Genomic DNA, 25,539 nt, shown 5'->3' on the forward strand with positions numbered 1-25,539 from the left:
TAGAAAGGCATACTTTACCATATTAACGGATGAAGTGAAAATTTCCATCCGGCGGGTATTCAAAGTCTAATTCAGTTTTCCGGTACTGTTTCTTCCTGTCTTTCTCTTCTGATGAAAAAAGACAGAGCTAATCCCAGTAAGGAGAGAAGGGAGATGACTAGGAATGCTATGTTTGCCCCATGGATATCCGGGTAGGCGATTTCCGGCCGCTGTTTTGCATTTTCGGCTGTCATGGTCATAACGGTAACGAGAATAGCCGTTCCCACAGAGGCTGCGATCATTTTCATGGTATTATCCATGGCTGCTCCGTGCGCGATCAATTGTTTTGGCAATTGATTCAATGCCGCTGTTGCGACAGGCATCATCACCATACTCAGACCTAACATTCTAACCGTATAGGAAGCGGTTATGTAGGCCATTGAGGTGGCCGGACCTAAATTGGTAAAAGCAAACGTGGCCGTTGTCATGATGATTAAGCCGCTGATCACAAGCCACCTTGGTCCAATTTTATCAAAAATGCGGCCGATGATGGGCGCCGAGAGTCCTGATACGAGTGCTCCAGGTAAGAGTGCAACACCTGCCTCGAAGGCGGAAAAGTCCCGCATGTTTTGCATGAACAATGGGATAATTGTTTCTGCCCCAATGAGTCCCATAAAACTGATCATTCCAATTGCAATGGCCATTGGAAAGACGGAATAGTTGAATACGCGAAATTCAAGTATAGGCTGCTGCAATCGCAGCTGCCTAGAAATGAATAGCACTAATGAAAGTCCGCCTGCTCCCAGTGAAGCAAGAGTGATGGAGCTTCCCCAGCCGTAATTTCCTGCGCTTGTAAATCCATAAAGAAGACCGCCAAAGCCAATTGATGATAACAAGATGGATACAATATCAATTTTTGGCTTGGTTACCTCTGTTACATTTTTCAAAGCAAAATAAGCCACCAAAATGTTGATAAGGGCAATTGGAAAAATAATCAGGAATAGAATGCGCCAATAGTAATTTGCAGTTACCCACCCCGACAAGGCCGGACCAATTGCAGGCGCAAACGAAATAACAAGGCCCACTAAGCCCATGGCTGCTCCGCGTTTATTTTTGGGAAAAATCATTAAGAAAACAGTTTGCATTAACGGAAGCATCACACCGGCACCAGTGGATTGAATGACTCGACCTAAAAGAAGAATTTCAAAATTGGGCGCAACAGCGGCGATGAGTGTGCCAGCTGCAAAAATGCCCATCGCGGATAGAAATAACTGCCTTGTAGTAAAACGGGAGATTAAATATGCGCTAACAGGAATCATAATCCCATTTACCAGCATAAACACAGTCGTTAACCATTGAGCACTATTTGCGGTAATGTTCATTTCCGCCATTACTGGAGGGATCGCTGTAATCATCAGTGTTTGATTTAGAATCGCAATGAACGTTCCTGCCGACAGAAGCGAGACAATTGTAGACTGCTTATAACTTGAAGTTGTCATCCATCTATTCCCTCATCTCTCTTCAAAAATTTTTTACCCGAATGATGAATTACCTTAATTAAAATACACTATTTCGAACGAATTTGCTATTGTTTCGTTTTGCAGCACGAACTTATCCATAGTGTTGTTCAAGGGTGTTTTCTAGCATTTCGGGTATTCAAAAAAATGGTCAAAGATTAGCGGGAAGAGTTTTTGATTGTTTTATTGACTTTGGCAGGAGGAAAATGTTTCATCTCCCTTTGTGGTAAAATGGAGAAAATGCAGGTGGGAGATAAAAGCGGTGAGATAGGAATAAAACGGCAAAAGGCACAATTTCTGATTGTGCCTTAGAATGCTGCTCTATATATTGGTATTTTTACAAGAAGTGAAGGACGATTTTTATCCAACCGAAAAAGGCGATCCATAACGGCACGCTCAGCGATGTTCCCCAAAACATTCCAACCAGGAAATTCCCTTGCTTTTCCATGAGAATCACTCCTCGTAAAAAGTGCAAATATACACTAACTATTTCCTTTTTAGCCTGGTTCTAAACATTACGTGTAAGCGCTTACTTCATTTGGCTAATTGTAGCATGTTTGAAAGATGAAAAAGCAAGAAATTTGTCTACGGACAACCTAATTCTTTTTGACAAAAGCTGCATAAAGCGAAAAAGTGGCTTCTGCAAGTTACCGAATGGTTCTTTCGGTGCCCATTATCACGGGGAATTTTCAAAAAATGATTTTCATAATTGCTCGAAAGGATATAAATAGAATTGGGGAGAAATGTGATGGTAAAATGAAAAGTAGGTTAAACGATAATATAGATAAAGCGGAGAGTGAATGTGATGGCATGGAAAATAAATAGTTCGAACAATCAAAAAGTGGATCGATTCGGAATTACGATTGACAAGGTGATTCTTCCAAATGGAGAGGAAAAGACTTTTTCCTTTTTGGATTTTGCCAAAGGGGTCTGTGTACTACCCATAACGGAAAATAAAGACATTATTTGTCTTAAACAATACCGACATGCATTAAAAAGCTGGCAATGGGAGCTTCCTGCTGGCATGATTGATCATTCGGAAACTTCTCCGCTTGCGGTTGCAAAAAAAGAGCTCGAAGAAGAAACAGGGTATGTAGCCGAACATTGGCTCGAATTGGGCAGTTTTTTTCCATCTCCAGGCTCGACGACTGAGGAAATCTATTTGTTTGCGGCAGCGGGACTAAAAGCTTCGCAGCAAAAGTTAGAAAGCAGCGAGCAAATTGAGCTGCACTTTATTCCAATGGAAGAGCTGAAGGAAATGGTCGCAAAAGGCGAGTTCAAGCACGGCGCAGGGTTAGCCGCCATCTTGCGGTATAAGTTTTTGACGGATTAGAAAGCGACATGCTGCGATATTTGTCGGATGTTTATCAGTAAGGTGTGAAGATACCGGTAAAAAATAAAGCAAACCACTCGAAGCCGTCGCAAGTGCAAGAGTGGTTTGCCTAATGGTAGGTCGTATAGCAATGCTCCGGTTGTTTTCAAGATTGGGAGAGAGAGCTTTTCAGGAACCGATTCTATTTTTTTTACTAAAATTTTGTGTTCCCAGTCATCTCCAATGTCATACGTGTTTAAATTGTTTTTTTTCACTTGGTACCCAATCCTGCAACATTTCCTTGGCCTTTTTAGTCATCCTTGCCGCGGTTGTTTCCTTTTTTATCTTCTTTGTTTTTCTTGTTATTGTCATGTTCGCGCTCAACTTGTTTTTTTGCTTCTTCTGCTTTTTTCAAGTTTTCACTTTCCTCGGCCGCTGGTTGAACGGCAGGAGCTGGAGTCTGAGCTTGTGCCGGTGTTTGACTTTGGATAATAGAAGGGCTCTTTTCAACATCTGCTTCCACCCTTTTTGGCTGAACATTGGTTACTGTGGCTGGTTGTGCTGGGGCAGCCATTTTATTCTTTTCTGGTTGTCTTCCTTCTTGTTCGCTCGATTTATTTCGCTCATAACTAACAGGTTTAGGCTGATCAATCCCTTTGGTTTTTATCTCTTCGACATGGTTGTCCTTAGAATGGTCCTCTTCGGTCTTTACATCAGCTGTTTGATTAGCAGGTGTCGTTGTTGAAGCTTGCGGATGGTCTGCTCCGTCATTTGAAGCGGCTTGATCTTCTGTCTTCTGTTTTTGTTGAAGCTTTGCCAATCGTTTTGTCAGTTTTGCGTCTACATGTTCGATCGCTTTTTCAATATTTTTTGTAAGAGCCTCCTTTGCCTTTGGATTGTCCACTTTTTCAATAGCGGCTTGCAATGCTAGGATCGTTTGACCAAATTGCGTTTGAAGCTGTGATGGTAAGTCGGCCTTTTCTGCGGTTAGGCCACCACTTGATTGGCTAGTGCTAGCTGTTTGATCTCCGCTTGTTTGAGCAGGATCGGCCGTTTTCTCCTTTGTTGATGCGGTTGCTTTTTTAGCAGTATCGACTGCTTTTTGTTGTTCTTCAATGGCCTTCTGAATTGTTTGTTGCGCCAAATCTGTTTTCCCTTGCTTCATTAATTCATTCGCTTCGGCTAACCGTTCTTGGGCATATTGGGCAATTTGCTTCGCTTTGTCCGCGTCAGTAAAGGTAAACGCTAATTTAATATTTTCAGTTAATAATTTAAAAAAATAAAAGAAATCTCCTGGAAGTAGACTGGGTGTACTACTTGTGACTGTTGTTGAATCTGTTGGTGATAGATTCGTATTTGTAGACGTCTGAGTTGAATCTGCCGTTGTTTGGCTGGACGTAGGTTGCCCAGTCGTTGAACTGCTTTGATCTGGAGTGGAGGCTGCTGCAGTTCCAGAAGTTGTTGTGCTTTCAACAGTTGGAGTGGCTTGGTCGGTGGTGGTGGTTGTTCCTTCTGCAAAGGCACTTCCTCCCCAGAAGCTCAAACTTAATGCGATTGTTCCCGTGATTACAGCTCTTGCTGCTGCATTTCGAATCGTTTCTTTGAAATCCATTCACGTTTCCCCCTTGTTTCTTTTAAAAAAAAATAAAAAAACTTGCAAAAGGCTATTTGCAAGAATCGATCGTATCCCTAAAACGGACAGGATATCCCATTCTTTGCAACCCAGCCGTCATAGCAATTCACCTTAGACCTGTAGGCTTTGCGTCCTTACTTTTCAGTAAGTTTGCCTTTGAAAAAATAAGAATCTATTAAATTCGTTGTGTCTTTGCTGTTACTCCTACGATTCATATTTTTGCATTTTTTCGACAAAAAAACATCCGACTTTGGACCTGTTCATTCGGATAGTAAAAAAAGTCCCGATGCAGGATCTGGGACGTTTTTGTTGAAATTCTTTATAGGTTGCGTAAATCTGCAATCTCAGACACCTTCCGCATATTCAGCCGTTCCCACACATGTTTCAGCATCAAGCTGCTCAATTAGCTCAATAAACGGTTCGACGAATTGCGGATCAAATTGTTTGCCGGCACATGCACGTAATTCAATGATTGCTTCTTTAAATGTCTTGGTCTTTTGGTATGGCCGTTCGGTTGTCATGGCGTCAAAAGAGTCGATGACACACAAAATCCGCGATAGTTTTGGAATCGTTTTTCCTTTCAGGCCATACGGATAGCCATTCCCGTCAAAGCGCTCATGATGAAGTTCCACTAAAGGAATCAAATCCTCAAACTTTTTATTGGTTGAAATGATTTCTTTCCCCCAAGTAACATGCTTTTTCATGATTTCCCATTCATGGGGGTCCAGTTTTCCTTTTTTGTTAATGATATCTCGCGGGATTTCCAGTTTTCCAATGTCATGAATAAGCGCACCAAGAATAAGTGTTTTTCTTTCTTGCTCGGTCAGCTGCAACTTTTTTGAAAAATCAACGGCATATTGATACACACGTTTGCTGTGTCGGTATGTATAGACATCCTTTGATAAAAAGATTTTTAATTGCTGTTCCGCTTCCTCAAGATCTTTTTCAAGATTCAGTGATTTTTGCACGGAATAATCGGTTTGTTCATTAAATAGGTGCACTAAATTTTTTCCATGCTCTTTTGCCGAGTACATTGCTAGATCTGCTTTATGAATGAGGTCAGATATATTTAAGATGCCTTTTTCCCACTCGGCAATTCCGGCGGAAAAGGAAAAACAGCCATAAGGTAGACCTTCTACCCCATAGAAATAGGTGTCATTTGCTTTTTTTCGCAAATCATTTACAAAATGAAAGGCCTCATTTCGATTTGTATTCGGCATCAAGATGGTAAACTCTTCGCCACCATACCGGGCAACGATAAAATTTCTTTCATCAGCAATCTTTTTTAAAAGGTGGCCGAATTCTTTCAGCAATTGATCGCCCGGAATATGCCCGTAAAGATCATTGTATTTCTTAAAATCGTCGATATCCAAAAGCGCGAGACTAAGCGGATGACCCGTTTCATTTGCAAACTTTACATTTTTTTCAAGAAGTTCTTTAAAATAACCATGGTTGTTCAAATCAGTAAGGAAGTCTTTGTTAGCCTTTTCTGAAATTTCTTTAAATAGTTTGAAATGTTGTTTGAATGCAAAAGATAAAAGTATAGAAATACATATAAATAGAAAAAGTCCATACATCTTTTGTGAATTTATTAAAATTACAAGTACTTGAGAAAGCAACATAGTAACAATATAAGTAGAAATCGGTTCGATAATTAAACCTTTAACTATATAATTTAAGTTTCCTGAAGCTGACAATATAAAATAGACACCAATAAGAATAATATTTGTAGTAAAATAAATAATAAAAGAAAAAATAGTTGGGAACAGGTTCTTTATGGTAATTTCACCAATCACTCCGCCAGAAATTAAATAAACATAGTAGGCTGATGAAATCATTAGTGTGTACATACCAAAATTAAAAATATGTTTCCACCAAGCAGTTGTTCTAAGAATTAATGCAAAAATTATAGCAAATAGGAACAAAATAGCTAAAGTATCTTGTAAACCAAATAAAAAAAGAACTCCGAGAAATATAGATGAATCCATAGAAAAATGGTTACCCTTTGGTGGCAATTCAATCATAAAGTAGTTTAGCATTAAGATTGTACCGGCAACCAATAAAATAGTAACCAAATCGCCATAATGATAAAATCTAGGATTAATGAGACTTGCAAAGACAATTATTCCAGAAAGGGATACAAAAAAAAGATAAGAATGGGCTGGGGATTTAAAAAATTGCATTTTTCATCTCTCTCAATATTTAATTAAAGGAGAAGTTTTTCAGTAGACAAACTCCTCCTTTTTTAATTATAATAGTTTAAATCCAGAAGTTAAAGCAACAATAGCAGAAACGATAATAAGTGCATTAAACAATACATTTGTTAATTTGATTCCCTCAGCTTTCTTCACTTTTTTCACCTTCTTTAAATGGATTTTGATATCTTCACCTTTTTATCCCTTTGCATCGGTACCATTAAATGCTGGATAAAAAGGAAGATTCCGATGTTCATAATAATGTCGCCAATGCTAATGACTTGAGTGCGGGGATAGGGCTTTGTCAGTGGGATGATATCACCCAAAAAGCCAAGCTTCGTTGATTCCGTTAAGGCCTGATGCTTGGCATATAAAGAACCCTTCAGTGCTTCGAAATAGCTTGGATCCAGTATGGATGCAGCATGTTCTGATACAGGCATTCTCCCGCCGTTTAAAACCATGACAAAAAAATTCAAAAATACTCCAATCAATATCCACATAAAGCCGGTTTGTTTGCGATTCATAAACAAAAATAGTAAACCGGCAATGTATACAAGCATGTAAATAAACCCGCTGGCTCGTCCAAGAAACGAAAAACGGTTTTGAAAAAGAAACATGAGAATTTCGATGCCGAGCAATAAAGGAAAAATCCATCCCGCCTTTAAGTTTAAAGAGGATAACCCTTTTAAATTTCCCTTTCGAAAAAATCCGACAATCAAAGACAAAATCATGCCATCAAAAACCATTTTTCGTTACCACCTGTAGTTTAATAGATTACGAAGGTATTATATCCCTATGATTGAATATTTTTCTTATACCCCATCATTATAATAACTGAACAAGGGTTAAGATTTCAAGACAAACAGAGGACGCCAAAGTGATTTAAGTGCCTAGGTGATGATAGACTTGTAAGTTTTTTCATTGAATTGGGCCATGGAGTGTTTGGGTATTGAAAAATAAATATCGAATGAAAGAAGCTTTCAATTGAGCTGCGATGCGACCCTTTTTATAATATAAAAGAATCGATATACTTGGAGATTGTTTTATTGTGTGTATAGTAGAAAATGGATGTTTTGGTTATGAAAAATGGCAGAGTGGGTTATAACAAAGACCGTCATGCCGCGAAATGGTTGAAAAACCTGCAAAGTGTGTCATAAGAAGGAAAATTGAAAACCATTAAATAGGACTAGTGGAGAAAGGAGTGAACGAGGATGTCAATTTTGAAAAACGATTGGGCACCGCTGCTTGAAAGTGAATTTACCAAACCTTACTATCAGCGGCTGCAGGAAATTTTAAAAAAAGAGTACGCAACAACGGTTGTCTATCCCGATCAGTACGACATTTATAATGCCTTGCACTATACTTCTTTTCAAGACACAAAGGTTGTGATTATCGGGCAGGATCCTTATCATGGACCTGGGCAGGCACATGGATTAAGTTTTTCTGTAAAGCCAGGAGTAAAAGTGCCGCCGTCATTGCAGAACATTTTCAAGGAGCTTCAAGCAGATCTCGGCTGCCTGATTCCGGATAACGGCTATCTTGTTAAATGGGCGCAGCAGGGAGTGCTGCTAGTAAACGCCGTTTTAACTGTCCGTGCCGGTGAGCCCAATTCTCATAAAGATCTCGGCTGGGAGACATTTACGGATAAAGTGATCGAAGTGCTAAATCAACGTGAGAAACCGGTGGTGTTTATACTTTGGGGGAAATTTGCCCAGCAAAAGCAGCAGCTTATGACATCGCCGCAGCATTTCATCCTAAAATCCCCACATCCAAGCCCATTTTCCGCTAACCGCGGGTTTTTTGGCAGCAGGCCGTTCTCAAGAACAAACGCATTTTTGCGCCAAATCGGACAGAAGGAAATTGATTGGGAATTATAAGGGCATTCTGGATAGTGAGGAGTTCACGCCTTGTGATTTTAAAAGGAATGCGGTGCGAAAACAATTGAAGAAAGTTGGATGGCAATCCGGGATGAGCAGAGCGTTTCGAGGAAGCAATTCATCCCAATCACGATTCGTTAAAAAGGAATAGGCGAAAGGGGGGGCGAGTCAGTGCTTTACGTCATTAAATTTATCTATGGCTTTCTTTTACCGCCGGGAATCTTTATTCTCATTCTCTTCGTTGCAGGCATATGGTTCTTTTTCCGCCAGAAAAAAGGGACAGGCAGTTTTTTGCTGATTGTTTCACTTGGCCTCTATCTATTTTCAGCCGAAATCACCGGCGAACTTCTGCTTCATTCTTTGGAAAAAATGTACCAGCCGCCGAAATCGATCAAAGGTGATGTAATTGTGGTGCTGGGCGGCGGGGCAACAGGAGATACAGCAGACATTGATGGTGCGGGGCAATTGAGTGGCCATAGTGCGAACCGCATTTTAACAGCTGCCAGAATGTATAAAAAAACCCGCCTGCCCATCATCATTTCAGGTGGATCCGTTTTCAAAGATTCAGGTAATGAAGCGGAAATTGCCAAGCGGCAGCTTGTTAGCTTAGGCATACCTCGGGAAAAAATTTTACTTGATCGTAAAAGCTTAAATACTGAACAGAATGCCATATATACAAAGAAGATATTGACGGCTTCCCATTTTAAATACCCAATAGTGGTTACTTCCGCTTTTCACATGAAACGGTCTGTCCTTCATTTTGAAAAGCAGGGGGTAAGTGTACAGCCCTATCCGACCGATTACAGAACGAGCAAAAAAATCGCTGTATACGGCAATCAATTTGTCCCATCCGGACTTGAAAATACACGGATCGCATTAAAAGAATATTTGGGGATTTTGGCGTTGAAGGCGAGATGAAAAACCAGAGAGACGGTTCTCATTTTTTAGCACGAAACGAAGCAGGAGGTTTGTCCCCTGTTTCGTTTCATCCCTTGAGCGCACGAATTCCTTCCTTGCATACCCCGTACCGTAGCCAAGAACAGCCTGCGCATAAGTGATCCAGGTTGTCGGGTTCGACTTTTTCTCCTGTTAATGCAACCAGTTTTGATTTTTTGTAAACTTTTCCTGGCTCCAATCCAAGATGACGAATCACTTTTTCATCCATTGAGAGGACGTGGTCATTTGAACCTTCTGCAGCCTCGCACGCTGATTCTCCTCTATGCGGGCAAGCCATACAAGCGTCGTCAAATGCTGCAACAACGCGAATCATAAAATCTTTTTCCTGATCACGAATGTCTTTCACAATCTCTGTCATTCGCTCAATAAAATCTGGACTATAGCCCATTCCCTTAAACCCATGAACACATAAAAGATGGTGTCCGCGCAGAATTCTCTCCAATTCCATTCCTCCAAAATAGACGTACTGTCATTATATTCGCAATGTTGCAACGAAATCCTTCCATTTCCTTTATTTAAATTTCAAGAATTAATCTTGAAATTTCTGTGAAGTATGAACTAAACCTTTTGCAGATCTTGTCGATAATAAACAATATAAAAAAAGTAAAAACTGGGGGATTAATGACAGCATGAATTTTAGCATTAAACAAAAACTGATTGGCAGCTTTTTACTTGTTTCTCTACTCTTTGGATTATCATCTTTCTTTTCCTATCAAAATATGAAAACAACCAATCACTCTTATGAGTACATCGTTGGTACGGTAACAAAACTTCGCTCGATTACGAAAGACATTCAAACAGCCTCTGCACTGCAAGTAGGCTATTACCGGGCCTATATGTTATATGAAACTAATGAGTATAAAGATAAAATGAATAAGGAAAACGCAAAGATTAACGAACTGATCAAGCAAGGAAATCAAATTTCAACGCTGCAGGAAACAAAAGATCGTCTGAATGCAATTGCGAAATTAAACCGGCACTATAGCCAGACTTCAAATGAAGTCATGGACTCAATTTCAGCAGATAAACAAAAGGCGATTAATGACGGACTGATCAAAATTGTTCCGATCAGCAATAAGATGACAGTAGCGACTGAGTCTTTAAATGATTGGCTGAAGAAAGAAGTTTTGGATAAAAAAATAGCGGAAACAAAAGCGAACTCGGTGTCGGGTTTGACAAAGGTTTTGCTATGGAGTGTCATTGCAACGCTCATAGCTCTTATTAGTGGGGTACTTATTTCAATTTATATCTCACGGCCGATTGTAAAACTTGGCAATAGTGCCAATCAAGTGGCTTCAGGAAATTTAAATGTCGAGAAGCTGATGCTTAAAAGCAAGGATGAGATTTTTCGTTTAAACCAATCTTTTGAAAAAATGACGGAGAATTTGCGGAAAATGATTAGCGGGATTGCGAATTATTCGAATCAAGTTGCCGCGTCTGCAGAGGAATTAAACGCAAGTGCGGAGGAATCAACAAAAGCAGCAGAAACGGTATCATCCGCCATTCAAGAAATTGCCAGCGGATCTGAGGTGACAACATCAAAATTGGAAACAAACTCAAGGGCTTTGCAAGAAGTTGTCGAAGGTGTGCTGCAAATCGCGAATCGAACATCTAATGTTTCCGCGCTATCGAAAAAATCTGCTTTTGAGGCGGAAGAAGGCGGACAATTTGTTGCCGATAACCTGAAGCAAATGAAATCGATTCAAGACTCCGTTACTCGTTCAAACACGGTGATTGGCTCGCTTTCCGATCGCTCGAAAGAAATTGGACATATACTCGAATTAATCAGCGGCATCACGGACCAAATCAACTTGTTAGCTTTGAATGCTGCGATCGAAGCTGCACGGGCAGGCGAACATGGAAAAGGATTTGCAGTGGTTGCGGATGAAGTCAGGAAATTGGCAGAGCAATCGCAGACTTCGACTAAAAATATTTCCAGCTTAATTGACGTCATTCAGCGAGATACGGAAGAATCGGTAAAAATTATGCACGAAGTCATGGAAAATGTTCAAGTTGGAGTAGAAGTATCGGAACAAACCTCACAGAAATTCACACAAATTCTAACGAGCACGCGGCAGATGACACCGCAAATTGAAGACGTTTCGGCTACAGTAAATGAAATTACCGCAAATATTGAAGGGGTATCGGCATTGGCTGCTGAAATAGCACATTTGGCACACGCAAGTGCAGCGAACTCGGAGGAAGTGGCCGCCTCTACGGAGGAACAACTGGCATCAATGGAGGAAATCACTGCCTCCGCCCAAGCGCTTGCCTCAATGGCAGAAGAATTAATGGCACTTGTCAATTCTAAACGATATGGGATTCGTCCTCTGTCAATCAACAGGATTATTTCTGTTATGGGCAGAGGTTTTTTTATGGGATTAAGCAGAAGTAAGTTAGAAGAAATACGGATTGTACAAATCGCGGAAATCATGGAACCGTCCTGGAACCATCCAGTGAGTGGAAATCCGGATAAAAGAAAATCGCGGGCATCATGAAGACCGGGGTCGACCATATGGATGATTCAGGAAATATGGATAAAAGGTCAAATTGCACGGATAAAAGGAGAAAACCCGCGGATAAACTGGCAACTTCCACGGATAAAGGGAAAAAAGACACGGATAAACTGGCAACTTCCACGGATAAAAGGAAAAAACCCGCGGATAAACCGGAAACTTCACGGATAAAAGGAAAAAACCCGCGGATAAACCGGAAACTTCCACGGATAAAGGGAAAAAAGACACGGATAAACCGGAAACTTCACGGAAAAATCAAACAAAGCTTGGACAAATTAGCGAGTCACATGGATATAAGAATTCACAAAGGAACAAAATAACGGATTTCCACACTCTCTTAAAAGTGTGGTAACCTATTTTTATAAAAAAGGATAAGGAGATGTCTAAATGATAAAAGTGGGAGTTATCGGACTCGGAAACATTGCGCAAAAAGCCTATTTGCCGATATATGCGGCTATAGATGATGTAGAATTTCACTTGTACACACCTAATCAGCAGAAAGCAGCGGCCATTGCGAGGAAATACCGCATAAGCCATGTGTATGCGAGTCTTGAATCGCTTATTCAAAGCGGGATCAAAGCGGCATTTGTCCATTCGTCAACAGAAACTCACGATGAGGTTGTGAGGGCACTTTTAACAAACGGGATCCATGTCTTTGTTGATAAACCAATTACAGATCATTACGAAACATCAAAAGCATTGGTTGAGTTAGCAGAACAAGAACATTTGTTGTTAAGGATCGGGTTTAATCGGAGATTTGCGCCAGGTATTCAACAGTTAAAAGAAGTGAAAAAGCCAAACATGGTAGTGGTAGAAAAACATCGTGCATCAAAGCCGAAAGATGTCCGAACGTTTATATTCGATGATTTTATTCATGTAGTTGACACGATCAGGTACCTCTTTCCTTATCCAATTGAAGAAGTCATTGTAAGGGGGACGAAAAATAATGAACTGCTTTCGAATGTGACTGTACAATTGATCTCGAAGCAAGGTATCGCAATGGGGATCATGAACAGGGAAAGCGGATCTTCCGAAGAGAAGGCGGAAGTAATGAGTGCAAATGAAAAAAGAACAGCACTCAATCTTGCAAATATGGTGATTTCAACAGAGCAAACGCAAACGGAAGTCCGTTTTGGCGATTGGGAAACCACATTGAACAAGCGGGGATTTGAAGCAATGGTTAAAGACTTTTTAGACACAATTGCCATTCAACAAAACGCTGAATCATTGACTGTTGCGCGCGATGCTCTCGAAACCCACCGGCTTTGTGAAGAAATTACACAACAGCTCGAGGGACAAAACTAAAACTAACACTCACACAAGGAGGGCTTTTCGCTGGAAGAGCTCTCTTTTTCTTTAGACCTCCTACTTTTTTAGACTTTTTTCGACTGTGTCGCTCTTTATCAAACGTTTGATGAAATGGATCCAAAAGCATGATGATATCATCAAAGAGTGAAAGAAAATTGTCGAATGAAGAGGGGAAAAGTTCGACACTGACCTTGCTCTTCATGTCCAAAGTATATAAAAATCAAAAAATTTATGAACTTTTAATGCAGAAGATTTTTTCAAGAAAAAAACAGTAAAAAGGTTCAGGCTGAAGCAGAAATCGCTGATATTCAGACCGATTTAGAAGCCACTGAATTCCGAAAGAAAATATTATACTTCCAAAATATCTAATAATCAAGGTTCGGCTAAACGTACGATAAACAATGATCACACGAGATGGAACAACAACATGCTTGTTATGTGAAAATAGCATTTACTTTTAAAATGACTCGTATCATAATGGGAAACGAGGAGGGATAAAATGGAACTTTTGACAAGTGATATTCGTACGACAATAAAGGGGAACGGTTACAATCAATTTGGAAAAAGGGTTTTGATCACCCAGCTACGATTTTCCACATTGGAGGCCATATTTGAAGTAGATCCTGAAGTACAGCGAAGCTTGGATCCAAAACGGCGTTCAGAAATTCGAGAGTTCATTATGGATGCATTGGAACATAAAGATTTTTACTTTTCCCCATTTGTGTTTTCAGCAAGAGGGGCAATCAAGGAAACGCAATACGGTTGGGAACTCGACCCCGGATGCAAACTTTACATCATTGATGGACAGCACCGTTCGTCCGCGATGTCTTCGGCATTAAGCCATTTAAAATCACGGAAAGAATCGGCAGAAGAATCCGGGAACCTAGAGGAAGCAAACAAAATTCAAATCTACATTGACAAACTCAGAAACTACCCTGTCTCCATGCAAGTTTACCTAAACTTAACACAACAAGAAGAACGCCAGCTGTTCACTGATATTAATACAGAACGAAAAGACGCCCACATCGGCCTTGTCATGCAGTACGATCAGCGGGATGAGTATACCGAGTTATCGCGGCAGGTGGCAAACCAACTGCAATCGCAGTTTGAGATTGAACAAAAATTATCGCGGCTGACAATGCAAAATACCGCGCTTACTTCCCTAATCAATATTCGAAAATGCCTCATTGCCCTGTTTGAAGGCAAGTTATCTGAAAAAAAAGGTGCACCTTATTTTCGAAACTGCAATCCAAATGATGTTCCGAAAATTTCCCTTTCCTTTTTTGAAAGCTGGCAGAAACTGTTTCCGCCTCAAATGGCCAACCGAAAACGGTTTGTATCAGGACTGACAGGAATTCAAGTAGCGTTAGCGTACACCGTTTATTTGCTAACGAAAAAAGACACCACCTCCCATCTAGAAGCCATCCACCATGTGATGATGTTAAAAAATTACTGTACATGGAAACACGATGATCCATTGTTTTCCCACATCTACGATCCAGCCACAGGAAAGATAAAAAACCATTCCACTACAACTGCAATCGAAACCACAGCAATGAACTTCATCAACATTTTAGACCGGGAAAGGTTGATTTAGTTTGATTATTCATGATGTTTTATTAAAAAAACAAACAGTAGCTGTTTATTCCATTCAGGAACTGTCTTCTATGATTGAAAGTGGAAAAGTAACCTTACGAGATGTCAACAAACTGCAAGTACGCGCATTAAAAAAATATTTATTCGAAAATGTCAGCAGTGAACAAATTTATTTTCCACCTATCGTTGCTACTACAGAAAGTTTAAACCTGGATGAGGAGAAGCCGGGACGATTTGCGATAATCGATGGCACGCAGCGGCTAAAGGCGCTTTGTTTATTGGAGGAAATGGCACACAAGGCAACGATGAGCGAAAAGCTTGAAGAGGTGAAAATGGGCTATAAACTGCTTTCTTTTTTTCACCATGGTTCTGTATCCCTTTTGATTTTTGCAGGGCTGAGCCCAGCTGAGTGCGATCAGCTATATATTGACCTAAATACAAAAGGGAAGAAAGTGGCACTTTCCAAACGGATCTCTTTTGATTCACGCAGTGGGTTAAATACCATTACGAATCAGGTATTGAAATCCAATCGCCAGTTAAAATTGGCTGGAGTAGAAGTAGAAAAGCGTGCGGTCATCCGGCCGAAGAATAAAAAATTGCTATCGCTGACCCAACTGCGTCAGATCGTCGGGATTTTTTTGGCAGGAAAAATGGTGTACCGGGTAACGGAGGAAAATTTCTATCCTTACTTGCAAGCAGATGAATACATCCAACTGCTGAATACATGGTTTAATGAATTGTTTAGTTGCTTTCCTGCCGAACGTATTGGCGATTTTAACGTATCAATGATTGCCAACACACCGTTATTAATGAGCATTGCCTACTATGCCAATAAAGGGTTGGAAAAGGATTCATTTGCAGAGCGAAAAAAAGAACTGCTGAACCGCATGAAGCCGCTAAGAAAGGTGAATTGGGAGCGAACCAACCCCATTTGGCAGCAGTTCAATGGAACGAAAAAGAGAAGGGACGGTTATTTTTATTTGGCAAATGACAAAGAAACGATTGAAAGCCTCGTCGCGTGGCTGCAAAAACAAGGGAGGTGAGAACGATGTAAAGGGGGGCCAGGCATGGAGGCATGCACAAAATCGGATAAAGGAGTCTAATTATTGGAAAACGGAGCGAACAAAACCCCCGGGGAATTAATCTGGCGGACGAACCCCCTGGGGGCAAGGCAAATTGGGTATACCCAACTTTATTGTAGTATACCCTTTTTTTCATAAATTTCAACCTGAAAAAGGGGGAGTTTCGATGAAGATTCAACCGTGCTACATAATCAATGATAAAACGATTTTGCTTAAGGGAGAGTATGATGTATTTGGCAAACTGTGCACAAGAGTGTTTGAAGAGGATCAAACGGTGCTTGTCGACAGGACACCTGTTGAGATCATAAACAATACACTCTTGATTATAGGTGATGATTTTCGTGGCGCGTTAGAAAGTTCGCGGTATTTATTAGGAGAAATGAAGATGTACCCGATAAAGATCAACGAAACATTGGACATTTGGCTGTTTCCAACAAAATCGTATAAAAAGGATAATTGTGTGTGGTTCGCGCTTTCGCATATTCGCAAAACAAAGGCGATCGGTGTGCGTAAAACGGAAGTCAGCTTAAGTTATGGACATACCTTTAAAGTTGAAATGAAACAAAGTTCCTTTAACGATAAACGTCAAAAGGCAGAAGATTTGCGGGGAATCATTCGGAAGAATAGCAAAAATCCAATGATCTTCTACCAAAAACCGAAACAACAAGGCTTTTATATTTGCGAGGATTGCTACCAGCGCAAAGAGATCGATCCACCTGAAAAAACTGAAGACTAACGAACAAGCAGCGGCCATCCTTACGGAAATGGCCGCTGCTTTAGTTGATGAACCAAGTTTAATGAAAAGCCTTTTTTAGCGACACAATGAAATAGACCGAAATAATTCCAAGTGTATCAATCCCAAGATCATACAGCCGGCCGTCTCTACCCAAAAAAAGCTGGAAAAACTCCGTTAGAAATGCAAAGCCAAACGAGAGCACAACAGCCCTTTTGTGGTTTTTCAAAAGCCCGTAAACAAGCAAATCAAAGATAGCAAATCCGATAAAATGCCCCAATTTGACAACAACAAAATCCTCATGAATCAACGTAAAATCGCCTAAGTAAAAAAAGCCGGCAAAGTTCGGATGGGCATTCCATTGAAAGCCGATCGATTGAAAATCAATGAACTGTTCAAGGCTTTTCGTCCACGTATTTAGCAATAAAAAAAGCCCCCAAAAAATAACGAGCGACAGCCTAACGAGTGAAAAGGACTTCCTTTTTACTGTCCTTCTTGTAACCGGAATGGGATGTTGTTCCATTTTATACTCCTAACAATCGCAATTTATCCTCTATTCTAGTAAAAAAAGATTCAAAAGACTGTCGAAAAAAGTCAGTGAAAATCGGAATGATTATACAGTTTATAACAGGTAAAAATACCCTTTACATGTTAATTATGGTCTACTATACTAATTTTAATAACACAAACTTCGTCAGAAAGGGCAAAACGATTGAAAAATAGTGACGCAAAACTTCAGTGGCTACCATCAAATTGATTATGCCAGCCAGTTGCCAAGACGGATTCCGAAAATCGATTGCTGCAAAAGCAAAAGGAGGAATTTTGTGTTGAAAAAACAAGTTCTTAAAGTAGAATATTATTGGCATTTAGGTCTGCAACACTACAATGAACGGCTGATGAACGATTGCAGCAGGGCTGATCTGAAAATGAAAATGAAATGGAAAATCAAAGCGTTATACCATCACAGTAAAGTGCTCGAACTGTTTTCAAAACTGCAGGCAATTGCTGATTGAATTTTAATCGTATTGCCTAATCGAATGAGGGGGCTACCATGAAGTTAAATCGTATTCATCATATTGCCATTATTGCATCGAACTATGAAAAATCAAAAGACTTTTACACTAGAATTTTGGGATTGAAGCCAATTCGCGAGATCTACCGCAAGGAGCGGGATTCGTACAAGCTTGATTTGGAAGTAAACGGGGAATATCAAATTGAACTGTTTTCGTTCCCAAACCCGCCAAAGCGGCCAAGCTTTCCAGAGGCGGCTGGATTGCGCCATCTTGCATTTGAGGTGGACGCCATCGAAGAAGCAGCAGAATATGTGGCACAGCATGGAATCGAAGTAGAGCCTATTCGGATCGATCCTTTTACTGATAAAAAGTTTACCTTTTTTGCCGATCCCGACGGTCTGCCAATAGAACTGTATCAGAAATAATTTCATCAAAAACATCGAAACGTACCTGGCTACTGTTGCCAATAAAAATGAGGGGAAGAATTCCAATGATTCGCGAATTAATTGAAAAAACAGCATTCTCTCACTCCTACCAGTCCCTTTACCGGGTAGAAGACATGCTTGAATGGGGAGCTGAATTTCTTTTTCGAACGAAAAACGGAAATCCCGAGCAAATCTTTCAAATGGCAAAAGAGAAAAACCAACTATTTGAATTGGATACAAAATCCATTTATACAGCATTGCGTGCCCGCTTTACACACCTTACACTTAACGGGTATGCGTTTGTAAACATTTACCCGTCAACTATTCTCCATACAAAATTCCAATCGTTTATTCGAAACTTATTGGAAGAATTCCCAAATTCCTCGCAAAAAATCGTTTTCGAAATCATCGAAACAGAGAAAACGACAGATTTAAACCTCCTCAAAGAAAGAATTCATTACCTAAAAAGCTGCGGCTTTCAGATCGCCATGGACGATGTCGGCATGGGCTGGCTCCTCCCTTAGCCTGATGATCGAACTCGAACCTAATTTTATCAAGCTCGACCGCTACTTTTCCATCGGCTTAGCCGCAAGCTGCAAAAAACAAAAAATGATCCAGCTTCTTTTGCACTATTTTCAAGGAACCGAAACAAACATCATTCTCGAAGGCATTGAAACAACCAAAGACCTCAACACCGCCCAATCCCTAGGAGTGAATTTTTGTCAAGGCTACCTACTCGCCATGCCAAAACCGATTTTTTAAAAATGAATCTTATTTCACTGGTAAACCGGTTTTGTTCAACAGACCAAAACGGCTTTTTCTATCGGTTTTGCAAAACGTTAGACGAAGATTCCATGGCAGCAGATGGTTTTACCTCTTTTAATCGGTTCACGACCACCTTTGAAAGCTTGCGGTACCCAGCTGCATTTGGATGCAGATGATCCTTTGTATACTTCGAGAGATTTCCCAGTTCAAGCCCGCTGTGATGAAAAAGATCAATCACCGGAATTTTATTTGCCACACAAACCACTTCAATCGCGTTCACATAATCCTCCAACCTTGCCCCAACTTGATTGGCATCGGGATAAATCGGCTGATTTTTAAACGATCCCCTTTTTAATGGCGTAATGAAAACAAGTTTCGCCTTGTTTGGTTTCGCCGCATTTAGTTTTTCAATTGTTTTTTTTACATAGCCGTAAAAGGTAGCCGCTTCGGGAGGATCACCAGGCATTCCAAGCGGTGTGTTCCGCCCATAGTCATTCGTTCCGCCGAAAACGGTGATTAAATCGATATGTTTTAACGTTTCTTTCGTCACCCGATCGGCCATGGTCCTTATGGATTGACCAGGAATCGCATCGGTTGTAACAGACTTCATCCCAAGCGCCAGTTTCACAATCCTTTGATACTGGTTGGCATACGTAATACTGTCGCCGATCGCATACCAATTGCGGCCCTCCCAGTTAGAAAGGCCTGCAGCGGTCGTTCGATTGATCCGCTCATGCTGCTGTATGTCGGTAAACACCAGCATCGTAACGGCAGCGACGATACTAGTAAAAATCGAAAAAACTTTCATTGTTATCCTCAATCTGTTAGCAGTGTTTGTGGTAGTTTATCCGATTGAAGCAGAAAGTAAACGTAAGCGAAAAAAATAACAGACCCCGCGCATGGAGGGTCTGTCCGTAACGATCGTTTATTGGCTAAGGATTCGCAAGTTTCAGTCCTTTGCCATGCGTTTTGTAGCTAGAGCTTATTGGCCAAAATGGTTGCAATGGCACTGAAAAGAATCGTTCCTAAAAATAAAGAAGCATACAGCAACACTTTATTTCGCTTTCTCCTTTTCAACATTTCTTCCGGTGTAAGTCCGTAGTTCATTGACATCAACATTTTCTCCTTTATTGTTTGATGGCAGCTGGCTGGCTTTGCCGTCAAGGCAGAGGCCCCTATAGCTTTGCGTCATCACCTTTTGGTGACTTTGCCTTTAGATAAACTAACTACCATCATATGTATCGGCAAAAAAGAAGAAGTTTTTAGCAACTTTCTGTCCTTTTTCTTTGACAGAAGGGGAGGAACCGTCTATACTAAAAGGGAACATAAGTTCTAATTTGTGAAAGTTGGTGATGTCATGACATCCACTGTAACAGGCATTGGTTTAAAAGGCATGGAAGGCTATCGTGTTTCAGTAGAAGTAGAGGCGGTGAATGGAGTCAATTCAATGGTGATCGTTGGTCTGCCGGATGCTTCAGTCAAAGAATCCAAAGAGAGAATTTCAGCAGCTTTCCACGCCCTTGGGTTTTTTCACCGTCATCAAAAATTGATTATCAACCTTTCTCCAGCAGAGCAAAGGAAAAATAGCCCAATGTTTGATTTGCCAATTGCGATGGCCATTTTGTTGGAGTTGGGTGAGATAAATCCTCGCATTCCCGATTCTTCTGCTTTTATTGGAGCTCTTTCCCTCGATGGAAGTGTGCATGTTGTTGAAAGCATGCTGCCGGCGGTCATCGCTGCAAAAAAACTTGGTTTAAAAAAGCTTTATTTGCCATATGATGACTGTTTTTCATTGCTTGATATAGAAGAACCTGAGCTTGTTTTTGTTCGTGATCTCCAAGATGTAATAAAACTTCTATACGGCCACAAAATCCCTCAGCCCTTTTTGAAAAAACCCCAACGAGAATCTTCAATACACCATCAGCTTGATTTCCAAAACATCATTGGCCAATCAGATGCAAAGCACGCTTTAGAAATTGCCGCAGCAGGAGAGCATCATGTTTTACTGTCAGGTCCGCCAGGCTGTGGGAAAAGTATGCTCGCTGAAAGTTTTCCTTCTATTCTCCCCGAGCTTACTACGGATCGTCGACTTGAGTTATTAAGTATTTACCAACTAAGTGGAATGCCGCTGGAATCTTTCGTTTCACCGCCATTTCGGAGTCCGCATCATTCCTCATCGTCCGTTTCAATCATTGGAGGAGGGCAAAATCCAAAGCTAGGTGAAATCTCTCTCGCACACCATGGTGTATTGTTTTTGGATGAAATAGCTGAGTTTCCGAAAAAAACCCTTGAAATGCTTCGCCAACCATTGGAAACAGAAAAAGTTACAATCAGCCGAGTTCACGCAACAGTAATGTATCCTTCATCTTTTATTCTATTAGGCGCAATGAACCCTTGTCCATGCGGCTACAATGGTTCAAAAAACCATTACTGTACTTGTTCAAAAAATCAAGTATTTGCCTATCAAAACAAACTGTCAGGACCATTAAGAGACCGTTTTGATATCTTTTTAAAATTGGATACTGAAAACATTGGGAACCAGCCAAAGGTTCCACAAGAGTCTTCCGAAACCATTCGAGAAAGGGTGACGCAAGCAAGGGAAAGACAATATTGCCGGTATGGAAAAGAGGTGGCGAATAGCCGCATTTCCTATGATCTATTAGTAAAAAAATCTCCCCTGTCCAACCGTCAACAGAATCTCTTGCAAAAAATTGCGCAAAAACAAGGCCTAAGCATCCGGGCCCAAATTAAAATGTTCCGGTTGGCACGAACAATTGCAGATTTAGAGAAACGTGACAAGATCATCGATCAAAACCTGTGGGAAGCGATCAAGCTCCATCGCCCTAACCAGTTTACAACAGGGAAATCAATGCGAATGGAAGGTTGAATGAAAAAGCAGAAAAAAGCTGATCGACCATTCTCAGCCAATCAGCTTCTCTATCATGTATTCAACTCCAATTGCACCTTTAATTCATCCTGCACCCGTTTTTGTTCTTCTGGGGCAATCAACAGATAATAAATATTGTTAATTCTCGTCCCCGTTCCTTTGACTTGCATTTGCTGAACATTGCCTGCTGCATCCTTGTAGTTTTTCTGGATATCGACCATTTCGTCAAACGTTAAATTGGTTTTCACGTTTTTGCCGATCGCTTGTAAAATGCTGTTATAATTTGTGAGGGATGAAACACTGGCTCCTTCTCGAATAATCGCTTGAATAATCATTCGCTGCCGTTCCTCGCGGCCAAAGTCGCCACGCGGATCGTCATACCGCATTCGTGTAAAGCTTAACGCTTTATCTCCATTCAACGTAACCGGGCCGACAGGGAAATGATATCCGCCATTCGAAAAGTCAAGGTCATTTTGCACCGTCACACCGCCAACAGCATCGACGATATCTTTAAAGCCTTCCATATTGATTTTCATATAGTAATCGATTGGAATATCAAGAAACTTTTCCACCGTATTCATCGCCATTGGAATGTCACCAAAGGCATAGGCATGGTTAATTTTATCCAACTTGCCTTTTCCAACAATTTCTGTTCTTGTATCGCGCGGAATGCTCAGCATTTTCACGGACTTGTTGTTCGGATTCACCGTTAAGACAATAATCGTATCCGAACGGCCTTTATCCCCCTGCCGCTCATCGACTCCAAGCATCAGCACCGAAAACGGCTGCTTCTTGGTCAATGCAACAGGTTCCGTTCGCTTCGCAGATTGTTTACGGTCAATTGGCTGGTTCATCGTTGCCACGGTATCTTTAAGCGATTTGTAAACGGAAAAAGCGTATGCCCCGCCGGCGAGGATTATTAAAAAAAGAATAATTCCAATGACTTTTGGCCAAGTTTTCTTTTTCTTTTGTCGAGATTTCATATAATAGTCCTCCGCTAAAATAACAATATTTTGCACTCAAATAATGATAACAGAAGTTTTTAGAAAAGAATATAGAAAACCATAATAAGAGATATGTCAGAGATGTTACCTGTATATAAAATGGTGATTAAAATTTAAGAATTACTGAAACATTTTTAATGAATGATAATAATTGAAAAAGGATAAAAAGTTATACAAATACTATGTTAAAGAATTATAATACTTTTACCAAAAGAGTTGGGGAAAGACACGTTCTGAGATATTTGTCTTTTTAAAATGTCTCCAAGGAGTTGAAAATTAATTTGAAACCATTTGACAAATTACCAAAAACAATAAAGAAAACAATAAGGTATATTAAGCAAGATATAAAAGATAATGAAAAGCTTGAACGTATAGAAGAGCAACTCTCGCTCTACATCAATGAGCGGAAAAAAGAATTATCTAAGAAAAACAAGTAGCTTGTAAAAGAGATATAAGGTTTAAAAACAACCAAAATTTTCCAATTACCAAAAACTTTATAATTAACTTAATTTATTTTCCTTTAAGAAAAGAGGTTAAGTTGTTTAATGTTATCGAAGAGTTTTGTTAAAAAATAAGTAAGTAAGAATGTTAAAGATATTCCTGTTAATGCAGAAACAAAAGAAATCTTTTTTAATTTTTTGGTTATAGGGATATTTGATAGATAGTTTCCTAAATTGAAATACCCACCATAATTAGTTACATAATACAATTCAATATTAAAACTATAACCGAAATAAAAGCTCGTAAACTTTACGAAAACTGAAGCGTAAAGCCAAAGAATTAAAAAATAGTGATATCTTTCATTGATGCATTTTGAATAAAAATCTTGATTAATGGGGTTATTAAATAAATTCCCGAAATTATGTAAATAAACTAAAAATGAATACTAATTCCAATTGAAAGAAAAAGTTTTATTAATTGAGTCAAAGAAAAAAAGGATAATGATCGCCTCTATAAACATTATAGGAGCATTCCTGTTAGAAGGATTTTCGGGGACTTGAACAAAAAGAGCCCTCTTGGTATGATGCGGGGTGTCAAATCTCGACGAATTAACCCCTAATTTGTTAACCAAGGAGGACTCCATAATGGATTTTAAACAAAATCAAAAAATAAATCAAGTTACCGAGAAAACACTTGTTGTCGGAATCGACATTGCTAAGCGTACACATTACGCTTGCTTTGTAGATGACCGCGGCCGAGTGCTCCAAAAGTCATTTGCAGTTTCGCAGTCTTTTAACGGTTTCGAGTTTTTCTATCAACGTATTTTGAGTGCGATGAAAGAACATGAAAAAACAGAAGTCATTGTAGGGATTGAACCTACAGGACATTACTGGCTCAATTTAGCCTACTTCCTTGAGGAACGAGGCATTCCCTTAGTCATGACGAATCCTATGCACGTCAAACGATCAAAAGAGTTGGACGACAATCTGCCAACCAAGCATGACCGCAAAGATGCGCTGGTGATCGCTCGTCTTGTAAAGGACGGACGCTTTAGTTATCCACGGATACTTAAAGAGATGGAGGCCGAACTTCGTGTTGGCTCAACCTTCCGAGGCAAGTTGACAGAGGAATTAGGCACTGTCAAAAACATGATGATTCGCTGGCTAGATCGCTATTTCCCTGAGTTCACTCAAGTATTTCCATCCTTCGGAAAAATGGCCATGGCTGTACTAGAATGTACCCCATTTCCAAGTGATCTTCACGAGAAACAACCCGATGAAGTTTTAACCCTTTATCGAGAGGTTGAGGGGCTCAAATCCCCCCAAAGACCAAAAGCAATACGTCTTATAGAATTAGCAGCTAACTCTATCGGAGTAACAGAAGGACGTGAGATGGCCCGTATTGAAATTGCCACACTCGTCAGCCGTTACCATCAGTTAGAAGAAGATATCGAAAACATTACCGGGCACTTGGTTGAGCTAGTAAAAACGTCTGTAGAGTACGAATGGTTATCAACTGTACCAGGGCTTGGAGATACAACGATAGTTGATCTATTAGCGGAAATCGGAAGCTTTTCACACTACGAAGACCCACGCCAAATAATCAAACTTGCGGGATTAACGTTACGTGAAAATTCCTCCGGTCTGCATAAAGGACAAAAGCGAATCTCCAAACGGGGCAGAAGGAAGCTGCGCGCCCTCCTGTTCCGAGTGATGATGCCAATGATTCGCCATAACGAAGCTTTTAGAAAGCTACATGAGTATTACACGAACCGTCAGGTTAACCCGTTACGTAAGAAGCAATCCATTGTGGTCCTATGCGGTAAGCTATTAAAAGTATTACATGGAATTAGCACGAAGCACAAAGCGTTCGACGCACAGCGAATGATGAGGGATATTCCTAGTCTCGCAGAGGCTATGTAAAGCCCTACATCCCCTTTAATAGACCTAGACAACAGGATGACACGGAGAAGCTGGCATTATATTTTCCATTCGACCTCGAGTCCCTAAAGGAGCTTCGCTAGCCTCTGCCTTATGACTAGACCGAACGAAGGAATGTAGGCACACTGATGCCCAGAGACATGGGAGGGTACGTCATCATAAGCTACGCAGAGATCCATTGTGCATCACATAAATTCCTTTCACTACTTTCCACTAATATCCAGTAGTGACCGCGTAGCGTACCCATATGGTGGAATAGTTTCACATATAATGAAAATACTGTAGGGGACTTTGTCGAAAAATATTTTTTTGACACCGTACCAATGGCTCAAACCCTTGGTACATCAACATTTATAGAG

Annotated in this window: 23 protein-coding genes and 3 riboswitches; of the genes, 14 read left to right on the forward strand and 9 right to left on the reverse strand. The window is 40.3% G+C overall.

The genetic code is table 11. From position 1 onward, the window contains the following. Positions 1-71: 71 nt before the first annotated feature. Positions 72-1,478 (reverse strand): DHA2 family efflux MFS transporter permease subunit, encoded by a 1,407-nt coding sequence (locus ACQYAD_RS18365; RefSeq protein WP_430240537.1) that lies wholly within the window; start codon positions 1,476-1,478, stop codon positions 72-74. Between the two features lie 823 nt (positions 1,479-2,301). On the opposite strand from ACQYAD_RS18365, the gene ACQYAD_RS18370 reads away from it, so the two are divergent. Continuing rightward, positions 2,302-2,829, forward strand: a complete 528-nt coding sequence (locus tag ACQYAD_RS18370; protein WP_430240539.1) for an NUDIX hydrolase — start codon at positions 2,302-2,304, stop codon at positions 2,827-2,829. 289 nt (positions 2,830-3,118) lie between these two features. On the opposite strand, the gene ACQYAD_RS18375 is transcribed toward ACQYAD_RS18370, so the two are convergent. The 3 genes from ACQYAD_RS18375 to ACQYAD_RS18385 all read right to left on the reverse strand — a co-directional run bounded on the left by ACQYAD_RS18375 (position 3,119) and on the right by ACQYAD_RS18385 (position 7,382). Next, positions 3,119-4,420: a DUF5667 domain-containing protein gene (locus tag ACQYAD_RS18375; RefSeq protein ID WP_430240541.1), complete on the reverse strand. Its 1,302-nt coding sequence runs from the start codon at positions 4,418-4,420 to the stop codon at positions 3,119-3,121. A gap of 101 nt (positions 4,421-4,521) precedes the next feature. Then, a riboswitch (cyclic di-GMP riboswitch) is annotated at positions 4,522-4,606 on the reverse strand. Positions 4,607-4,785: 179 nt separating this feature from the next. Next, positions 4,786-6,624, reverse strand: coding sequence for a bifunctional diguanylate cyclase/phosphohydrolase (locus ACQYAD_RS18380; RefSeq protein WP_430240543.1), 1,839 nt, complete (start codon positions 6,622-6,624; stop codon positions 4,786-4,788). A gap of 182 nt (positions 6,625-6,806) precedes the next feature. Continuing rightward, positions 6,807-7,382: a DUF5317 domain-containing protein gene (locus ACQYAD_RS18385; RefSeq protein ID WP_430240545.1), complete on the reverse strand. Its 576-nt coding sequence runs from the start codon at positions 7,380-7,382 to the stop codon at positions 6,807-6,809. Positions 7,383-7,847: 465 nt separating this feature from the next. On the opposite strand from ACQYAD_RS18385, the gene ACQYAD_RS18390 reads away from it, so the two are divergent. Together ACQYAD_RS18390 and ACQYAD_RS18395 are read left to right on the forward strand one after the other, a co-directional pair. After that, a complete protein-coding gene (locus ACQYAD_RS18390; protein ID WP_430240547.1) occupies positions 7,848-8,513 on the forward strand; it encodes a uracil-DNA glycosylase in 666 nt (221 codons plus the stop codon). A gap of 171 nt (positions 8,514-8,684) precedes the next feature. Further along, positions 8,685-9,431 (forward strand): YdcF family protein, encoded by a 747-nt coding sequence (locus tag ACQYAD_RS18395; RefSeq protein WP_430240549.1) that lies wholly within the window; start codon positions 8,685-8,687, stop codon positions 9,429-9,431. A gap of 67 nt (positions 9,432-9,498) precedes the next feature. On the opposite strand, the gene ACQYAD_RS18400 is transcribed toward ACQYAD_RS18395, so the two are convergent. Continuing rightward, the gene (locus ACQYAD_RS18400) at positions 9,499-9,858 is read right to left on the reverse strand and encodes a DUF1284 domain-containing protein (RefSeq protein ID WP_430240580.1); all 360 of its coding nucleotides are present in this window, start codon (positions 9,856-9,858) and stop codon (positions 9,499-9,501) included. A gap of 241 nt (positions 9,859-10,099) precedes the next feature. Here ACQYAD_RS18400 and ACQYAD_RS18405 point away from each other — a divergent pair, with 241 nt between their 5' ends. The 5 genes from ACQYAD_RS18405 (at position 10,100) to ACQYAD_RS18425 (ending at position 16,708) form a co-directional block, all read left to right on the forward strand. After that, positions 10,100-11,968, forward strand: coding sequence for a methyl-accepting chemotaxis protein (locus ACQYAD_RS18405; protein ID WP_430240551.1), 1,869 nt, complete (start codon positions 10,100-10,102; stop codon positions 11,966-11,968). Between the two features lie 405 nt (positions 11,969-12,373). After that, on the forward strand, positions 12,374-13,291 hold the full coding sequence (locus ACQYAD_RS18410) for a Gfo/Idh/MocA family protein (RefSeq protein WP_430240553.1): 918 nt from the start codon (positions 12,374-12,376) through the stop codon (positions 13,289-13,291). A gap of 502 nt (positions 13,292-13,793) precedes the next feature. After that, positions 13,794-14,891, forward strand: a complete 1,098-nt coding sequence (locus ACQYAD_RS18415) for a DNA sulfur modification protein DndB (RefSeq protein WP_430240555.1) — start codon at positions 13,794-13,796, stop codon at positions 14,889-14,891. A 1-nt stretch (position 14,892) separates the two neighbouring features. Continuing rightward, the gene (locus tag ACQYAD_RS18420) at positions 14,893-15,933 is read left to right on the forward strand and encodes a DNA sulfur modification protein DndB (RefSeq protein WP_430240557.1); all 1,041 of its coding nucleotides are present in this window, start codon (positions 14,893-14,895) and stop codon (positions 15,931-15,933) included. Positions 15,934-16,138: 205 nt separating this feature from the next. Further along, the gene (locus tag ACQYAD_RS18425; RefSeq protein WP_430240559.1) at positions 16,139-16,708 is read left to right on the forward strand and encodes a competence protein ComK; all 570 of its coding nucleotides are present in this window, start codon (positions 16,139-16,141) and stop codon (positions 16,706-16,708) included. A gap of 58 nt (positions 16,709-16,766) precedes the next feature. Here ACQYAD_RS18425 and ACQYAD_RS18430 read toward each other — a convergent pair whose 3' ends face one another. Continuing rightward, the gene (locus tag ACQYAD_RS18430; RefSeq protein WP_430240561.1) at positions 16,767-17,228 is read right to left on the reverse strand and encodes a VanZ family protein; all 462 of its coding nucleotides are present in this window, start codon (positions 17,226-17,228) and stop codon (positions 16,767-16,769) included. A 169-nt stretch (positions 17,229-17,397) separates the two neighbouring features. Next, positions 17,398-17,483, forward strand: a riboswitch (cyclic di-GMP riboswitch). Positions 17,484-17,532: 49 nt separating this feature from the next. Between ACQYAD_RS18430 and ACQYAD_RS18435 the strand changes: the two genes are divergently transcribed. From ACQYAD_RS18435 to ACQYAD_RS18450, 4 genes are all read left to right on the forward strand, one after another. Next, a complete protein-coding gene (locus tag ACQYAD_RS18435; protein WP_430240563.1) occupies positions 17,533-17,718 on the forward strand; it encodes a hypothetical protein in 186 nt (61 codons plus the stop codon). Between the two features lie 38 nt (positions 17,719-17,756). Further along, a complete protein-coding gene (gloA2, locus tag ACQYAD_RS18440; protein ID WP_430240565.1) occupies positions 17,757-18,143 on the forward strand; it encodes an SMU1112c/YaeR family gloxylase I-like metalloprotein in 387 nt (128 codons plus the stop codon). 65 nt (positions 18,144-18,208) lie between these two features. Further along, positions 18,209-18,667, forward strand: a complete 459-nt coding sequence (locus ACQYAD_RS18445; RefSeq protein WP_430240567.1) for an EAL domain-containing protein — start codon at positions 18,209-18,211, stop codon at positions 18,665-18,667. After that, complete coding sequence (locus ACQYAD_RS18450) at positions 18,639-18,905, forward strand: EAL domain-containing protein (RefSeq protein WP_430240569.1); 267 nt, start codon at positions 18,639-18,641, stop codon at positions 18,903-18,905. The genes ACQYAD_RS18445 and ACQYAD_RS18450 overlap by 29 nt, the downstream gene beginning before the upstream one ends. A gap of 58 nt (positions 18,906-18,963) precedes the next feature. On the opposite strand, the gene ACQYAD_RS18455 is transcribed toward ACQYAD_RS18450, so the two are convergent. Further along, on the reverse strand, positions 18,964-19,716 hold the full coding sequence (locus ACQYAD_RS18455; protein WP_430240571.1) for an SGNH/GDSL hydrolase family protein: 753 nt from the start codon (positions 19,714-19,716) through the stop codon (positions 18,964-18,966). A 167-nt stretch (positions 19,717-19,883) separates the two neighbouring features. Next, positions 19,884-20,021, reverse strand: a complete 138-nt coding sequence (locus tag ACQYAD_RS18460; protein ID WP_430240573.1) for a hypothetical protein — start codon at positions 20,019-20,021, stop codon at positions 19,884-19,886. A gap of 23 nt (positions 20,022-20,044) precedes the next feature. Beyond that, a riboswitch (cyclic di-GMP riboswitch) is annotated at positions 20,045-20,130 on the reverse strand. 135 nt (positions 20,131-20,265) lie between these two features. Here ACQYAD_RS18460 and ACQYAD_RS18465 point away from each other — a divergent pair. Further along, positions 20,266-21,795: a YifB family Mg chelatase-like AAA ATPase gene (locus ACQYAD_RS18465; protein WP_430240574.1), complete on the forward strand. Its 1,530-nt coding sequence runs from the start codon at positions 20,266-20,268 to the stop codon at positions 21,793-21,795. 53 nt (positions 21,796-21,848) lie between these two features. On the opposite strand, the gene ACQYAD_RS18470 is transcribed toward ACQYAD_RS18465, so the two are convergent. Then, positions 21,849-22,778 (reverse strand): LytR family transcriptional regulator, encoded by a 930-nt coding sequence (locus ACQYAD_RS18470; RefSeq protein ID WP_430240576.1) that lies wholly within the window; start codon positions 22,776-22,778, stop codon positions 21,849-21,851. A 1,106-nt stretch (positions 22,779-23,884) separates the two neighbouring features. Here ACQYAD_RS18470 and ACQYAD_RS18475 point away from each other — a divergent pair. Further along, complete coding sequence (locus tag ACQYAD_RS18475; protein WP_430235492.1) at positions 23,885-25,162, forward strand: IS110 family transposase; 1,278 nt, start codon at positions 23,885-23,887, stop codon at positions 25,160-25,162. Positions 25,163-25,539 lie beyond the last annotated feature (377 nt).

Source organism: Neobacillus sp. SM06, assembly GCF_050496765.1.
Classification (GTDB): Bacteria; Bacillota; Bacilli; order Bacillales; family Cytobacillaceae; genus JAEVLT01.

Excerpts from the sequence above, each read along its gene's own strand:
- ACQYAD_RS18370 (WP_430240539.1), top strand. The coding sequence starts at position 2,302 with ATGGCATGGAAAATAAATAGTTCGAACAATCAAAAAGTGGATCGATTC.
- ACQYAD_RS18380 (WP_430240543.1), bottom strand. The coding sequence starts at position 6,624 with ATGCAATTTTTTAAATCCCCAGCCCATTCTTATCTTTTTTTTGTATCC.
- ACQYAD_RS18400 (WP_430240580.1), bottom strand. The coding sequence starts at position 9,858 with ATGGGCTATAGTCCAGATTTTATTGAGCGAATGACAGAGATTGTGAAA.
- ACQYAD_RS18460 (WP_430240573.1), bottom strand. The coding sequence starts at position 20,021 with ATGTCAATGAACTACGGACTTACACCGGAAGAAATGTTGAAAAGGAGA.
- ACQYAD_RS18450 (WP_430240569.1), top strand. The coding sequence starts at position 18,639 with ATGTCGGCATGGGCTGGCTCCTCCCTTAGCCTGATGATCGAACTCGAA.
- gloA2 (WP_430240565.1), top strand. The coding sequence starts at position 17,757 with ATGAAGTTAAATCGTATTCATCATATTGCCATTATTGCATCGAACTAT.
- ACQYAD_RS18470 (WP_430240576.1), bottom strand. The coding sequence starts at position 22,778 with ATGAAATCTCGACAAAAGAAAAAGAAAACTTGGCCAAAAGTCATTGGA.
- ACQYAD_RS18445 (WP_430240567.1), top strand. The coding sequence starts at position 18,209 with ATGATTCGCGAATTAATTGAAAAAACAGCATTCTCTCACTCCTACCAG.
- ACQYAD_RS18375 (WP_430240541.1), bottom strand. The coding sequence starts at position 4,420 with ATGGATTTCAAAGAAACGATTCGAAATGCAGCAGCAAGAGCTGTAATC.
- ACQYAD_RS18405 (WP_430240551.1), top strand. The coding sequence starts at position 10,100 with ATGAATTTTAGCATTAAACAAAAACTGATTGGCAGCTTTTTACTTGTT.
- ACQYAD_RS18390 (WP_430240547.1), top strand. The coding sequence starts at position 7,848 with ATGTCAATTTTGAAAAACGATTGGGCACCGCTGCTTGAAAGTGAATTT.
- ACQYAD_RS18465 (WP_430240574.1), top strand. The coding sequence starts at position 20,266 with ATGACATCCACTGTAACAGGCATTGGTTTAAAAGGCATGGAAGGCTAT.
- ACQYAD_RS18415 (WP_430240555.1), top strand. The coding sequence starts at position 13,794 with ATGGAACTTTTGACAAGTGATATTCGTACGACAATAAAGGGGAACGGT.
- ACQYAD_RS18425 (WP_430240559.1), top strand. The coding sequence starts at position 16,139 with ATGAAGATTCAACCGTGCTACATAATCAATGATAAAACGATTTTGCTT.
- ACQYAD_RS18385 (WP_430240545.1), bottom strand. The coding sequence starts at position 7,382 with ATGGTTTTTGATGGCATGATTTTGTCTTTGATTGTCGGATTTTTTCGA.
- ACQYAD_RS18410 (WP_430240553.1), top strand. The coding sequence starts at position 12,374 with ATGATAAAAGTGGGAGTTATCGGACTCGGAAACATTGCGCAAAAAGCC.
- ACQYAD_RS18455 (WP_430240571.1), bottom strand. The coding sequence starts at position 19,716 with ATGAAAGTTTTTTCGATTTTTACTAGTATCGTCGCTGCCGTTACGATG.
- ACQYAD_RS18430 (WP_430240561.1), bottom strand. The coding sequence starts at position 17,228 with ATGGAACAACATCCCATTCCGGTTACAAGAAGGACAGTAAAAAGGAAG.
- ACQYAD_RS18475 (WP_430235492.1), top strand. The coding sequence starts at position 23,885 with ATGGATTTTAAACAAAATCAAAAAATAAATCAAGTTACCGAGAAAACA.
- ACQYAD_RS18365 (WP_430240537.1), bottom strand. The coding sequence starts at position 1,478 with ATGACAACTTCAAGTTATAAGCAGTCTACAATTGTCTCGCTTCTGTCG.